Here is a 13,065-nt window from a genome sequence, read left to right on the forward strand (position 1 = left end):
GGCGGACCAACCGTCACTCCTTCACGATGGGGCCGTTTTGGCTGTCCCCCGTACGCGCGTATGACGCGTCATCAGCCTACTGAAAAGTGTAATGATCTTATCAGTCGCCACAGTGTCAACAGGCGTACCAAGCGCCACACTTGACGACTCTGCACAAAGAACCCGCAAAGGCCGCAGGCCGCTGTCAGCGGACCGAGGATGTGGTCGGCACCGCCCCCGCTCCGGCCCCGTACCCGACGGCGGCGCCGGCCGGCGGACGGCTCAGGGCGGCGGTCGCCGCGGTGGTGGCCGCATGGGATCCCCTGTTCCGGCCGCTCGTCCATGATCAGGAGCCGCAGCGTACCAAGGCCGTGAGAACGCTTTCCCCCCGCTCACGCAAAACTCGTTTGCGGCTGCCGCCCGCGACCTCGAACCTGGCCCCATGCCCTATCTCCTGCGCGCTGCCGCGCCCACCGACGCGTCGGCCGTCACCGAGTTGCTCAACGAGATCGACCGGATCGAGATCGGGCGGCCCGAGACCGATCTGCACACGGTGGAGTCCGACCTGGCCCACCCCGAGGTCGACCTCGCCCATGACTCCTGGTTGGCCTTCGACGGACCGCGCCTGGTGGCGTACGCCCTGGTGTGGGACGACTCGAAGGGCGAGCGCGTCGACGCCGACCACTACGTCCTGCCCGACCACCAGCGGGCCGGTGAACTCCTCCTGGAGGCCGTCGAGACCAGGGCGCTGGAGAGGGCCCGGGCGAACGGCGCCTCCAAGGCCGTGCTCCACCTGCACCTCAACGCGGCACCCACGACCGACCTCGCGCTGATACGGGCGCGGGGCTGGTCGGTCGTACGCCGCTACCACGTGCTGGAGCGGACGCTGCGGGCCGGCGAGGACCTGCCGCCCGAGCCGCCCGCGGGTGTCCGGGTGCGGGCCTGTGCCGACGAGGCGGACCGGAAACAGGTGCACGCCCTCTACCAGGCCTCCTTCGCCGAGCACTTCGACTTCCAGCCGCGCACCTACGAGCAGTGGCTGGCCGACATCCACGCGGACCGGCTCGACTGGTCCCTGGTGTGGCTCGTCTCCACCGAGGGCCTCGGGGACGCCGGCTTCCTCATCGCCCGCGACGACCGCGAGGCCATGGGATGGATCCGCAGCCTGGGAGTCGTCGCCGAGGCCCGCGGCCGCAGCCTCGGCGGACTGCTGCTGCGGCAGGCCTTCGCGGCGTTCGCGGCCCGCGGGCGGGAGACCGTGGGGCTCGGCGTGGACACCGAGAACGCCACCGGGGCCCCCGCGTTGTACGCGCGCCACGGAATGTCGGTGCATTACGCCGTCGACACCTGGGAAATCGTGCTGAGTTGAAAGCTGAGTTGAAAAGCGAATGACTCCGGGAAACGGGTACTAATTCTTGCCGCGCAACAACGCGCAGACGAAGTTCTCCTGAAGTGCGCGCATTTTCCGCAGCCCGTCCGCGTCGGCGGACTGGGTGATCTGGGCGGTGACCGAGAAGGTCAGCGAACGGCGGCCGTCGGGGGTGGCCGCGATCAACTGGGTATATCCGAGCGTGTTTCCGGTGTGCCCGAGGACGACACCGCATCGCGTCTCGTACCGGAAGATCGCCAGGCCCGCGGAGTTGCGGCCCGGCCCGGCCGGCTCGGACGCGCCCTCGACCCACTGCCGCTGCTGCGCGACGACCGGCCCGGCCGGCCCGCCGTACAGCCGTCCGCCGGCATAGCCCCGGACGAAGCGGGTCATGTCGGCCGGCGTGGAGACGATGCCTCCGGAGGCCCAGACGCCCGACATGCCGATGACCTCGCTGACGTCCTCCGGGGCCGCGCCCTGGCTCACGTCGTAGCCGTGCAGGTAGGGCTTCGGCATCCGGTAGCCCTGCGGGAGGCTGGTGGAGCGCAGCCGGAGCGGCGCGTAGACGAACTCGCGCAGAAGGTCCTCGTACGGCCTGTGGGTCGCCGCCTCCGCCATGAGCGCTACGGCGATGTTGTCCGAGTTCGAGTAGCGGTACTGCGTGCCCGGCTTGAACAGCAGGGGTTCGTCGGCGATGTAGTCGAGCAGGCGCCGGGAGTCGAAGTGATGGCGGGGGTCGGCTCGCAGTTCGTCGAGGAACCCGTCGCTCCGGGAGTAGTCCGGCAGACCGCTGGTGTGGCTGAGGAGTTGACGAAGCGTCACTGATTGCCAGGCGTCCGGGAGTTGGGGAAGCCGCTGACCCAGGGTGTCGTCCAGGCGCAGCGCGCGGTGGTCGACCAGGGTGAGGGCCACGGCCCCGCTGAACGCCTTGGCGGTGCTCGCGATGCGCATGTGGTCGTCGGTGCCGGGCGGGCGGTCCGCGCCCACGTCGGCGACTCCGGCGCGCACGACGCGGGTCCCCTTCTCGGTCCGCAGGACGGCGATCACTCCGGGCGGTCCGCCTGTGCGGTGCACGAAGGCGTCGAGCTGACGCTGAAGTGCCCGGTCGCTCGGCGGGTCGTCGGCGGCACCGGCCGTCGCCGGGGCCAGTGCGGTGAGGCAGACCGCGAGGACGGATGCCGCTCGCAGACGGGATCGGCGTAGAGACATGAGGGCTCCCGGAAGTGGGGACGTCATGGCCCGTCAAGCGTCACCGGGAGTCACCATCCCCTGCTTCCCGGGCAACTGTGTATGGACCAGTGGCAGGGCCACGGAGTGGTGCCGTGAATTCACCCCGCCGGGATCAGCGGCCGCCCTTGTTCAGCTCGGTTCGCGGATACAACGGCATCTTCGAGGCGGTCGCCGGAGTAGGTACGGTCCGAATTCGGTTTTCCCAGACCAAGAATAACCACGTCGATTTCGAGGTGCCATGTGGGCGGATCTCTGCCGGTCCGCTGATGGTCGCGGTGGTCACCCTTGTGCTCATCGGGGCGCGGGGCCCGGCCGGGGGCTGCGCAGGGTGGCTGTCCGCCGGGGTAATCGCGCGGCGGACAGCCACTTCGCTTCTCGCTCGTGCCGGTCCGTGTCACATGGAACGGCGGCTGGTGCGTCGCAGGAGAACGAAGCCGGAGATCAGGAGGATCGCGCCGAGCGCGGCGGGCCACAGCTGGGTGCCGGTTTCGGCGAGGCTGCTCTGGCTGCCCTGAGGTGCGGGCTGCGCGGCGAGCGGGGGCTGAGAGGCGGCGCCGGGGGCCTCGGGGGCGGTGTCGCCCTGCGGGTCGGGCTGGTTCGCCTGGTTGTCTCCGGTCCCGGTGCCGTTCCCGGTCTCGTTGCCGGTCCCCGCCCCGGGTGACGGCGCGGTGGTGCTGTGGGCGGTGGGTGAGCTGTAGGTCTTCGGCTCGTTGTCCGCGGGGGCGGTCGTCTGGTCGTCGGCGGGGGCCTCGGCGGTAGGCGTCGGCTGCTGCTGCGGCTCGTCGTCGTTTCCGGGGGTGTCCTCGGAGCCGTTGCCGTTGCCGTTGCCGTTCCCGGTGCCCGGGTCCTGGGTGGCGCCGTTGCCGTTGCCGTCGTCGTCGCCGTTGCCGGGGGCCTGGGTGGCGCCGTTGCCGTTGTCGCCGCCGGCGTTGCCGTTGCCGCCGTTGCCGTTGTCTCCGTCGTTGTCGCCGTTGCCCGGATCGTCCTGGCCCGTGCCCGCGCCGCACTCACGGCCGTCGTTGATGCAGCCGACCATCTCGTTCATCAGGTTCTCGTCGAAGACGTTGATGAAGTCGCCGTGGTCCGTGACGGGCTTGTGGAGCTGCTCCGGGAAGGAGTCCACCGCGAACAGCGGAGTCGTGCGGCCGCCGTCGTTCAGGCTCGGCGCGTCGATGTCGTAGACGATCCGCTGGACGAGCTGCGGGATGGCCTGGAAGCCGTCCGGGCAGGTGCCGTCGTTCTGGGCGAACGCCACGTGGGTGCGGTGGTTGGCGCTGTCGATGTTGCGACCGTCCCAGCAGCTCTGGAACTTGAAGGTGCGCACCACGTCACTGCCCTGCGGGCACAGCGGGTACTTGTCCTTCAGCTGCCGGTCCTCGAACCCGGTGCAGCTCCAGGACGCGTTGGCGTTGGCGGTGCCGTTGACGAAGGCCTTGGCGTCACCGGTGATGATGCGCAGCAGCCGCGGCATCGCGGTGACCTTGCTGCGGGGGTTGCCCACGAACGTCAGCGTCACCTCCTTCGGGGTGACGATCTGACCGGCGTTGCCCTCGATGCCGCCGCCGGGCTTGGCGGCGTCCTGTTCCTGGGTTCCGTTCTGGAGCCGGATCACGGGCCAGTAGTACGTCGACTTGTCGCCCTGGTCGACACAGCTCGTCTCGGCGTTGGCGAGGTCCTGGTCGCTGGCGAAGGCGGTGTTGGACTGGTTGCCGATGTAGTCGTGGAAGTGGTGGGCGCCGTTGGAGACACCCGGGGCGACGATGACGTTGTCCGAGTTGAACAGGCCGTTCGCGTTCACACCGCAGCTGGTGACGAAGGTACCGCGGGAGGCGTCGCCCTGAGCCGGCGGCGCCTGTGCGGCGGGGGGAGCGCTGTTGATGTCGGCGTAGTCGGCGGCCACGGGGCCGTTGCCGGCCTGCCCGCCGTTGCCCTGCTGCTGTCCTTGGCCCTGCTGGCCGTCGCCCTGACCGTCCTGGTTCTGCCCCTGCTGGTCCTGGCCGTCCCCTTGCTGACCATCGCCCTGCTGGTCACCGCCTTGGTCCTGGCCGTCGCCGTTCTGGTTCTCGGTCTGGCGCAGGGTGCAGCCGGCCATGTCACCGAGGCCGTCGGGTCGGCCGCCAGCGCGTTCGAGGGCGGCGGTGATGCGCTCGATGGTGGCGGCGCGGTTCTCCTGGAGCGGGTCGACGATACGGCTCTGCGCGGACTCGCGGTCCTGTACCGACGGGTCCTGGAGTTGCTGGTAGGCCTCGGCTATCTGCTGGTCCAGCAGGGCGAGTTCCTTGTCGACCTCCGCCCTCGACCCGTCCGGCACGCTGGTGAGCGTGTCACCGACGTCCGGGCAGTCGATCGTGACGGCTCCCCACGACGTCTGCTGCGGCGTGCCGCTCTCCGTGGCGGAGGCGTACACGTTCACCGCGACCAGCCCACCACCTCCGAGCATGAGCGCCACTGCGGCGAAGGTCGCACGTCGTGCGCCTGTCGGTCGTCTGCGATTGCTGCGTCCCACGGAAGTACTCCTGCACGTGTCGGCTCTCCGGGCATGCAAATCCCTCGCCCCATACGGACGGCGGGCCGTCCGCGTTCAAACGTCCCGGAAATTCACAGCACTCTCATACGGAACACGGGGTTCCACCACCCTCGCCGAACTCCCGCGCAGGGAAAACGAGGTGACTCGCGCACATCTGCACCCCTACGGTTCTCGTCATGAACGGCACGGGCGCCGAACGCCTCCTGAACGTGGTGGACGTCGAAGCCACCTGCTGGCCCGGCTCCCCTCCCCCGGGAACGGTCGCCGAGATCATCGAGATCGGGCTGACGGTCGTGGACCTGACGGCCGCCGAGCGCGTCGCGCGGCACCGGATCCTGGTGCGGCCCGCCCGGTCCGACGTCAGCGCGTTCTGCACGGAGTTGACGGGCCTGACCCAGGACGAGGTCGACGGCGGGCTGCCGTTCGGGGATGCCTGCCGACTGCTGGCCGCCGAGCACGCCTCCGGGGCGCGCCCGTGGGCGAGTTGGGGCGACTACGACCGCCACCAGTTCACCCGGCAGTGCGGGGCCACCAGGACGCCGTACCCCTTCGGCCACCGCCACACCAACGCCAAGGCGGTCTTCACCGAGGTGCACGGCCTGCGCAAGCGCCCCGGGATGGCGCAGGCCCTGGACATCGCCGGGCTGCCTCTTGAAGGGCGGCATCATCGCGGCGAGGACGACGCGTGGAACATCGCGGCCCTGGTGCTGCACCTGGCGGACCGGGACGGCTGGCCGTCTGACTGAGGGACCGCTTCAGCGGACCCGAGTACGCCCCGGCCGTGGCCGCCGCCGCGGTCATCCGTGGCAGACCCGTCCCCGGCCACAGGCGAACGCCTCAACCGGGTACGCGCTTGACTCGCTCACCTCTCCTGCCGTGGAAGGCGACACGCTCACCGCCGCCCCCTACCCCTACCCGCCAAAGACGACGCCACGACCAGCCCAAGGCTGACCTGCCGCCCCTCGCCGACGACCGACGCTCCCTATCGCCCTCGCCCTCGCCCTGGCGGCAGGCCGACCCCTCTACCGACCCCCACAACAGCCCCACCCCCGCCCCGAAGCCCAAACGCCCCCGATCCCCGATCTCCAGACCCCCACCTCCCCCGCCCGATGTACCACCGTGTCGAAGCCCCCACCCCGGGTACTCGGGCCTCGCCGTCACGGCCCCTCGGGTGCGGGCCGGCCAGGAAGGGGGCACTGATGACGCAGCACGCCGACGACGACGTCAACCGCCACGGGGGCGCCGCCGGACTGCGACTCGCCACGGGGAGCGCCGCTGACGCGCTCGCCGTGAGTCTGCCTGTCGACCGCAACCAGGCGATCCTGGAGGCGGCCAAGCAGGTCGGCGCGATCCTCAAACGGGAAGGGCACCCGTTCGCGCTCGCGGGCAGTGTCGCCGTGTACGCCCACGGCGGCGCCCAGAATCTTCAGCACGACGTCGACTTCGCCATCCTCCCCGAGGACGCGCAGTCCGTGGCCGAGACCCTCCGCGAGGCGGGTCTGGAGGTCCGGACCCCTCCGGAGGACTGGCTGCTGAAGGCCGACTGCATGGGCCAGCAGGTCGACCTGATCTTCGAGCTGGCCCACCAGCCGGTCACCAGGGAACTGCTGGCGCGGGCCGACGAACTCTCGGTGGACTCGGTGTTCATGCCCGTGCTCGCCCCGACCGACCTGCTGCACAGCCTGCTCTCCGCGTTCTCCGAGCACCACTGCGACTTCGGCGCCGTCCTGCCCATCGCCCGCGCGCTGCGGGAGAAGGTCGACTGGGACGCCGTACGCCGGGGCTGCGGGGACGCGCCGATGCCGGACGCGTTCTTCTACTTCCTGGAACGGCTGGAGGTCATCGAGCCGAGGACGAGGGAGGAACGGCCATGAGCGGGTCCCCGGGACAACACGCGGAAGCTGCCGAGGAGAACATCGAGTACCGCGTCGCCCACCTGCGCGACCGCCTCGCCGCCGAGGAACTCGGCGAGCTGGGAGTCCGCGCCGAGGTGCGGGCGGGGGCGGTCGTGGTCACCGGCACGGTGCCGTCCGCGCAGTGCCGGGAGACCGTGCTGCGCACCGTCCGCGAGGAACTGGCCGGGCTGTCCGTGCACACCGACGTGGTGGTGGCGGAGACCGCCACGCCCGATCATGCGGAGGAGCTGCCGTGATCCGCGTCGCCGCCGTGGGGGACATCCACATGGGACTCGAGAGCCAGGGTGTGCTGCGTCCCGCCTTCGACACCCTGCCCGACTGCGCCGATCTGCTCCTGCTGGCCGGCGACCTCACCCGGCACGGCACGCCGGAGGAGGCGCGGATAGTGGCCCAGGAGGTACGGGACCTCCCCGTACCGGTCGTGGCGGTCCTCGGCAACCACGACCACCACGACGAGCAGCCCGAGAAGGTCACCGCCCTCCTGGAGGACGCCGGTGTGCGGGTGCTGGAGGGCGAGGGGACGGTCGTCGAGTGCGGCGGCACGCGCGTGGGCATCGCCGGCACCAAGGGGTTCGGCGGCGGGTTCGTGGGCCGCAGCGCCGGCGAGTTCGGCGAGCCGCTGATGAAGGAGTTCGTACGGTACTCACGGCGTTGCGCCGACGGACTGCGCACCGCGCTGGAGGAACTGGAGCGGCAGGGCTGCGGAACGCGGGTCGCGCTCACCCACTTCTCCCCCGTCGCCGACACGCTCGCCGGCGAGCCCCCGGAGATCTATCCGTTCCTCGGCAGTTATCTGCTGGCCGAGGCGATCGACACCGCGGGGGCCGACCTGAGCGTGCACGGCCACGCCCACGCGGGCACCGAGCACGGCGTGACGGCAGGCGGCGTGCGGGTGCGGAACGTGGCCCAGCCGGTGATCCGGCGGGCGTTCAACGTGTACCACCTGCACGCCGACTGACGGTCCCCCCGGCACACCGACCGCGCGCCGACCGAGGGCGTCCGTCCGCGGCTGAGAGTCCTCCGGCCAAGGGTCCTCCTCAGCCGCGGACGGACGCCTGGTCGTGGTCCTCCCAGGCCTCGTCCCGCAGCTCGGGGCGCAGCAGGACCTCCACCGCCGTGCAGGCCAGCGCCTCGGCCGCCGCGAGCATCACCTGCCGACCGCGCTCGGAACCGGCCGCGACGGCGAACTCGGGGGTGTGGTCGGAGCCGTCCTCCTCCATGATCGCCACGAAGGGGTGGATGGCGGGCACCCGCCCGCTGACGTTGCCGACGTCGGAAGAGCCCAGGTAGACGCCCGGAGCGGGAGGTGTCATCGCGATGCCCGTCCCCGCCAGGTGCTTGGCGAACCGGGACGACAGCACCGTGCTGTCCCGGAAGTGCTCGTAGCGCGGCGTGGCCCGTTCCACCGTGACGGTCGTGCCCGTCGCCCGCGCCACCCCCTGGGCGCAGGTCAGCAGCTCCCCCGCCAGGTCCTCCAGGGCTGCCGTCGTCACCGCACGCAGCCCGAAGAGGCCCTCCGCGTACTCGGGGACGATGTTGGTCGCCCTGCCGCCGTCCGTGACGATCCCCTGCACATGTGAGCCCTCGGGCAGCCTGCGCCCGATCACGGCCAGTGTGTTGAACAACTGGATGAGCGCGGCGAGCGCGTCGATGCCCTCGGTGGGGTTCCCGGTCGGGTGGGCGGCGCGTCCGCGGAAGCCGACCCGGTACTGGGCCTGCGCGGTCAGCGGCGCCCACTGCCAGTTGTGCACCCCGGGGTGGAACATCAGCGCCGCGTCGAGGTCGTCGAACACCCCGGCGTCGGTCTCGGCGACCTTGCCTCCGCCGCCCTCCTCCGCCGGTGTGCCGATGGCCCATACGGTGCCGGCGTCCCGGTCGAGGACGGCCCGGGCGGCCAGAGCCGCGCCCAGGCCCGCCGCGGCGATCAGGTTGTGGCCGCAGGCGTGGCCCAGGCCGGGCAGGGCGTCGTACTCCAGCATCAGGGCCACCGCGGGGCGGGTCCGGGTGCCGGAGCGTGCGGTGAAGGCGGTGGGGAGTCCGGCGACGTCCCGCCGCACCTCGAAACCCGCCCACTCCAGTTCCCCGCACAGCAGTGCGGCCGCCCGGTGCTCCTCGAAGGCGTACTCCGGGTCGGAGTGCAGCATCCGCGCCATGTCCCACAGCCGGTCCGCCCGTGCGGCCACCTCTCCGCGCACTCGCGCCAGCACCTCGTCCACGGCGTCGGTCACATCGGCCTCCCCAAGAGCGTCGTACGCCTGCGTCCTGGTGCGGGTTCCTTCGAGCGGCCCGCCTTACACCCGGGCACCGTTACCGGCCGCTCGGCGCGGGTACTCAGGAGCGGTCGGCGGGAGTTCTCGAGGAGGCCTCCATGAAGGCGGACCGGATTGCGGATCCATGGGGCGACCGGACGCCGTACGGGCGCCACGGGACCTGGCCCTCCAGGGTGGACGCGTATCTCGCGGAGGGCGTGGAGCCGGGAGCCGTGCAGAGGTGGGTGGCGGCGGCGTCGCTGCTGCACTCCGGTGGTGACGCCATGGACATCGCCGTCGTGGACGGTCGTATGGCGGGCGTACGGGGACGGGCGACGGACCGTGTCAGCCGGGGCAGGCTCGGGCCGAAGGACCTGTTCGGCTGGCAGGCGAACGCCTCCTCGGACCGGCTGACCAGGCCGCTCGTACGGCGCGACGGCCATCTCGTGGAGACGGACTGGGACACCGCGATGGAGCTGGTGGCGGCCCGTACCCGGGAACTGCTCGACGAGCGCGGGCCCGGCTCGATCGGCTTCTACACCAGCGGGCAGCTCTTCCTGGAGGAGTACTACACGCTCGCCGTGCTCGCCCGGGCGGGCGTCGGCACCAACCATCTCGACGGCAACACCCGCCTGTGTACCGCGACCGCGGCCGAGGCGCTGAAGGAGTCCTTCGGCTGCGACGGCCAGCCGGGCAGTTTCGACGACCTCGACCACGCCGACGTGATCGCCCTGTTCGGCCACAACATGGCCGAGACGCAGACCGTGCAGTGGACGCGCGTCCTGGACCGGTTGGCGGGCGGCGATCCGCCGCGGCTGCTGTGTGTGGACCCCCGCCCGACCCAAGTGGCCCGGCACGCGACCGTGCATCTGGCACCGCGGGCCGGCACCAATGTGGCGCTGCTGAACGCCCTGCTGCACGAGACGATCCGGCACGACCGGGTCGACCACGACTTCGTCGAGGCGCACACGGTCGGCTTCGAGGAGCTGTCCGAGCAAGTCGCTCCCTGCACGCCCCAGTGGGCGGCGGAGATCTGCGACGTGCCCGTGTCGCGGATCATCGAGGCGGCCGAACTCGTCGGTACGGCGGACGCCCTGCTGTCCACGGTCCTCCAGGGCGTCTACCAGGCGCACCAGGCCACCGCCGCGGCCGTGCAGGTCGACAACCTGCACCTGATCCGCGGGATGCTGGGCCGCCCGGGCGCGGGCGTGCTCCAGATGAACGGCCAGCCCAGCGCGGAGAACGCCCGTGAGTGCGGTGCCGACGGCGATCTGCCGGGCTTCCGCAACTGGCAGAACGACGCCCATGTCGCCGACCTGGCGAAGGTGTGGAACGTCGAGCCGGCCCGGATCCCGCACTTCGCCCCGCCCACGCACGCGATGCAGATGTTCCGCTACGCCGAGCAGGGCTCGATCGGGATGCTCTGGATCAGCGGCACCAACCCGGCCGTGTCGCTGCCCGAACTGGCCCGTATCCGCGCCCTGTTGGCACAGGACCGGCTCTTCACGGTCGTACAGGACCTGTTCCTGACGGAGACCGCCCGGCTCGCGGACGTCGTCCTGCCCGCCGCCACCTGGGGCGAGAAGACCGGCACGATCACCAACGCCGACCGGACCGTCCACCTGTGCGAGAAGGCGGTCGAGCCGCCCGGCGAGGCCAGGTCCGACCTGGACATCTTCCTCGACTTCGCGCGCCGCATGGACTTCCGCGACAAGGACGGCGGCCCGCTGATCGGCTGGCGGGAGCCCGAGGAGGCGTTCGAGGCCTGGAAGCGGTGCAGCGCGGGCCGCCCCTGCGACTACACGGGCCTTACCTACGAGCGGCTGCGCGCCGCTGGTGGCATCCAGTGGCCGTGCACCGAGGCGAACCCGCGGGGCACCGCGCGGCTGTACACGGACGGCATCACCTGGGCCCACCCCGACGACTGCGAGAGCTACGGCAAGGACCTGGAGACCGGGGCCACCGTGGACCCGGTGGAGTACCGCTCGCTCAACCCCCACGGCAAGGCCGTGCTCAAGGCGGCCGCGTACGTCGAGCCGCACGAGATGCCGGACGAGCGGTATCCGTTCCAGCTCTCGACCGGCCGTACGCTCTACCACTTCCACACCCGGACCAAGACCGGCCGCGTGCCGCAGCTCGACGAGGCCGCGCCCGAGGTGTGGGTGGAGGCCTGCGCGGCGGACGCGGCGCGGCTCGGTCTCGGCGAGGGCGATCTCGTCAAGGTGGCCACCCCGCGCGGGGCGCTGGAGGCGCGGTTGCGAGTCACCGACATCCGGCCGGGGCTGCTGTTCGTGCCCTTCCACTACGGCTACTGGGACACCAAGGAGGGCGACGGCCCGGACGGCGGCGGGCCCGGCCGCGCCGCGAACGAGACGACGATCACCGACTGGGACCCGGCCTCCAAGCAGCCCCTGTTCAAGACCGCGGCAGCCGCGCTCACCCTGGTCGCCCGCGCGGACGGACGGTACGCGCCGGCGCCGACCACCACGGCCTCGGCGCCGTCGGACCCCGGCTCCGTGCCGGTCACGACCGGCGGGCGGCAGGCGTACGCGACACAGGACAGTGAGCCGGGAGGCACGCCATGAAGGACGGCATCGCCCACATCCTGCGGGCCCTGCACCGCGGGGAGCGACGGCTGGCGCGGGACCTGGTGGCCGTTTCCGAGCGGCACCCCGAGGAACACGAGGTCCACCACGTGGCCACCGACCTCGCGGACTGGTCGCACGAGCATGCCGGGCGGCTCGCCGAGTTCGCCGCGGGCGAGGGGCTGCGCCTCGACGACGACACACCCGAACCCTTTTCCGGCGAGGGGCCGTCGGAGTTGCTGCTCCTGCACGACCTGCGCGCCCTGCATCTGGCCGCCACGGAGAACTCACTGCACTGGGAGATGCTCGCGCAGGTCGCCCAGGCGACCCGGGACGAGCACCTGCTGGAACTGGCGTCCGCGTGCCACCCACGGACGCTGCGCCAGATGCGCTGGAGCGACACGCTGATCAAACAGTTGTCCCCGCAAGTCCTGACAAGCCTGTGACCAGGCATAGAGGGTGCGGCAGAGGGCACCCGGGGGGCGGAGGTGAAAGAACATGGGACACGGAGGAAACGTCATCGACGAGCTGGTGACCGATCACCGCGAGGTCGAGCAACTGTTCGGGAAGATCGAGGCACTGGCACCCGGTGAGAAGAACCGGAAGGTGTTCGCCGACCAGGCCACCATGGAGCTGATCCGGCATTCGGTCGCGGAGGAGGAGTACCTCTACCCGGCGGTGCGGGAACACCTGGTCAACGGGAACACCATGGCCGACCGGGAGATCGACGACCACTCCAAGGCCGAGCAGCTCATGAAGGACCTGGAGAGCTGCGAGGCGGACGATCCCGAGTTCGACCGGATCGTCGGCGAGCTGATGACCGAGGTCCGCTCGCACATCGCCGAGGAGGAGGAGACCCTCTTCCCGCAGCTGCGTGTCGCGTGCTCGGAGCAGGAGCTGAACGACCTGGGCGAGAAGGTGCGCCGCGCCAAGAAGCTGGCCCCGACCCGCCCGCATCCGTCGGCCCCGGACACTCCTCCGGCGAACAAGCTTCTCGCTCCGGGAACGGGCCTGGTCGACCGACTCCGGGACGCTCTCTCGGGCCGGGGCAAGGAGGACTGACGAGCGTCGCCAGAGTAGGGCCGACCCCGGCGGATGCCGACCTCGGTCTCGTCAGCGAGCGACGGCACGACTCGGCCCGGCCGGGAACGCGGTCGGTCGGCACCGGCCGACCGACCGCGTCGTCGCACCCGATCACAGGCTTCCAGGA

The 13,065-nt window shown here is 71.2% G+C and carries 11 protein-coding genes; 8 read left to right on the plus strand and 3 right to left on the minus strand.

The window, feature by feature from the left end; all coding sequences use genetic code 11:
* Positions 1 to 421: 421 nt before the first annotated feature.
* Positions 422 to 1,348, plus strand: a complete 927-nt coding sequence (locus ABZ098_RS28050) for a GNAT family N-acetyltransferase (RefSeq protein WP_356595717.1) — start codon at positions 422 to 424, stop codon at positions 1,346 to 1,348.
* 39 nt (positions 1,349 to 1,387) lie between these two features.
* On the opposite strand, the gene ABZ098_RS28055 is transcribed toward ABZ098_RS28050, so the two are convergent.
* Both ABZ098_RS28055 and ABZ098_RS28060 read right to left on the minus strand, forming a co-directional pair.
* Complete coding sequence (locus ABZ098_RS28055) at positions 1,388 to 2,557, minus strand: serine hydrolase domain-containing protein (RefSeq protein ID WP_356595719.1); 1,170 nt, start codon at positions 2,555 to 2,557, stop codon at positions 1,388 to 1,390.
* A 415-nt stretch (positions 2,558 to 2,972) separates the two neighbouring features.
* Positions 2,973 to 5,018: a DUF1996 domain-containing protein gene (locus ABZ098_RS28060; protein ID WP_356596063.1), complete on the minus strand. Its 2,046-nt coding sequence runs from the start codon at positions 5,016 to 5,018 to the stop codon at positions 2,973 to 2,975.
* A gap of 263 nt (positions 5,019 to 5,281) precedes the next feature.
* On the opposite strand from ABZ098_RS28060, the gene ABZ098_RS28065 reads away from it, so the two are divergent.
* The 4 genes from ABZ098_RS28065 (at position 5,282) to ABZ098_RS28080 (ending at position 7,979) form a co-directional block, all read left to right on the plus strand.
* Positions 5,282 to 5,851, plus strand: coding sequence for a 3'-5' exonuclease (locus tag ABZ098_RS28065; RefSeq protein ID WP_356595722.1), 570 nt, complete (start codon positions 5,282 to 5,284; stop codon positions 5,849 to 5,851).
* Positions 5,852 to 6,304: 453 nt separating this feature from the next.
* Complete coding sequence (locus ABZ098_RS28070) at positions 6,305 to 6,979, plus strand: hypothetical protein (protein WP_356595724.1); 675 nt, start codon at positions 6,305 to 6,307, stop codon at positions 6,977 to 6,979.
* A complete protein-coding gene (locus tag ABZ098_RS28075) occupies positions 6,976 to 7,257 on the plus strand; it encodes a BON domain-containing protein (RefSeq protein WP_356595726.1) in 282 nt (93 codons plus the stop codon). The genes ABZ098_RS28070 and ABZ098_RS28075 overlap by 4 nt, the downstream gene beginning before the upstream one ends.
* The gene (locus ABZ098_RS28080) at positions 7,254 to 7,979 is read left to right on the plus strand and encodes a metallophosphoesterase (RefSeq protein ID WP_356595728.1); all 726 of its coding nucleotides are present in this window, start codon (positions 7,254 to 7,256) and stop codon (positions 7,977 to 7,979) included. Before ABZ098_RS28075 ends, ABZ098_RS28080 begins: the two co-directional genes overlap by 4 nt.
* Positions 7,980 to 8,058: 79 nt before the next feature.
* On the opposite strand, the gene ABZ098_RS28085 is transcribed toward ABZ098_RS28080, so the two are convergent.
* Positions 8,059 to 9,249, minus strand: a complete 1,191-nt coding sequence (locus tag ABZ098_RS28085; protein WP_356595730.1) for an amidohydrolase — start codon at positions 9,247 to 9,249, stop codon at positions 8,059 to 8,061.
* A 140-nt stretch (positions 9,250 to 9,389) separates the two neighbouring features.
* Here ABZ098_RS28085 and ABZ098_RS28090 point away from each other — a divergent pair, with 140 nt between their 5' ends.
* Genes ABZ098_RS28090 through ABZ098_RS28100 form a run of 3 tightly spaced genes read left to right on the plus strand, consistent with a single transcriptional unit; the run spans position 9,390 to position 12,917 of the window.
* A complete protein-coding gene (locus ABZ098_RS28090) occupies positions 9,390 to 11,855 on the plus strand; it encodes a nitrate reductase (RefSeq protein WP_356595732.1) in 2,466 nt (821 codons plus the stop codon).
* The gene (locus ABZ098_RS28095) at positions 11,852 to 12,301 is read left to right on the plus strand and encodes a hypothetical protein (RefSeq protein ID WP_356595734.1); all 450 of its coding nucleotides are present in this window, start codon (positions 11,852 to 11,854) and stop codon (positions 12,299 to 12,301) included. Before ABZ098_RS28090 ends, ABZ098_RS28095 begins: the two co-directional genes overlap by 4 nt.
* A 52-nt stretch (positions 12,302 to 12,353) precedes the next feature.
* Complete coding sequence (locus ABZ098_RS28100; protein WP_356595736.1) at positions 12,354 to 12,917, plus strand: hemerythrin domain-containing protein; 564 nt, start codon at positions 12,354 to 12,356, stop codon at positions 12,915 to 12,917.
* The last annotated feature ends 148 nt before the right edge of the window (positions 12,918 to 13,065 follow it).

The sequence above is a fragment of the Streptomyces sp. NPDC006335 genome (assembly GCF_040612795.1).
Taxonomy (GTDB): domain Bacteria; phylum Actinomycetota; class Actinomycetes; order Streptomycetales; family Streptomycetaceae; genus Streptomyces.

What these genes read in the sequence shown, in the direction of transcription:
- ABZ098_RS28050 (WP_356595717.1), top strand. Translation starts at nt 422, where the DNA reads ATGCCCTATCTCCTGCGCGCTGCCGCGCCCACCGACGCGTCGGCCGTC.
- ABZ098_RS28055 (WP_356595719.1), bottom strand. Translation starts at nt 2,557, where the DNA reads ATGTCTCTACGCCGATCCCGTCTGCGAGCGGCATCCGTCCTCGCGGTC.
- ABZ098_RS28060 (WP_356596063.1), bottom strand. Translation starts at nt 5,018, where the DNA reads ATGCTCGGAGGTGGTGGGCTGGTCGCGGTGAACGTGTACGCCTCCGCC.
- ABZ098_RS28065 (WP_356595722.1), top strand. Translation starts at nt 5,282, where the DNA reads ATGAACGGCACGGGCGCCGAACGCCTCCTGAACGTGGTGGACGTCGAA.
- ABZ098_RS28070 (WP_356595724.1), top strand. Translation starts at nt 6,305, where the DNA reads ATGACGCAGCACGCCGACGACGACGTCAACCGCCACGGGGGCGCCGCC.
- ABZ098_RS28075 (WP_356595726.1), top strand. Translation starts at nt 6,976, where the DNA reads ATGAGCGGGTCCCCGGGACAACACGCGGAAGCTGCCGAGGAGAACATC.
- ABZ098_RS28090 (WP_356595732.1), top strand. Translation starts at nt 9,390, where the DNA reads ATGAAGGCGGACCGGATTGCGGATCCATGGGGCGACCGGACGCCGTAC.
- ABZ098_RS28095 (WP_356595734.1), top strand. Translation starts at nt 11,852, where the DNA reads ATGAAGGACGGCATCGCCCACATCCTGCGGGCCCTGCACCGCGGGGAG.
- ABZ098_RS28100 (WP_356595736.1), top strand. Translation starts at nt 12,354, where the DNA reads ATGGGACACGGAGGAAACGTCATCGACGAGCTGGTGACCGATCACCGC.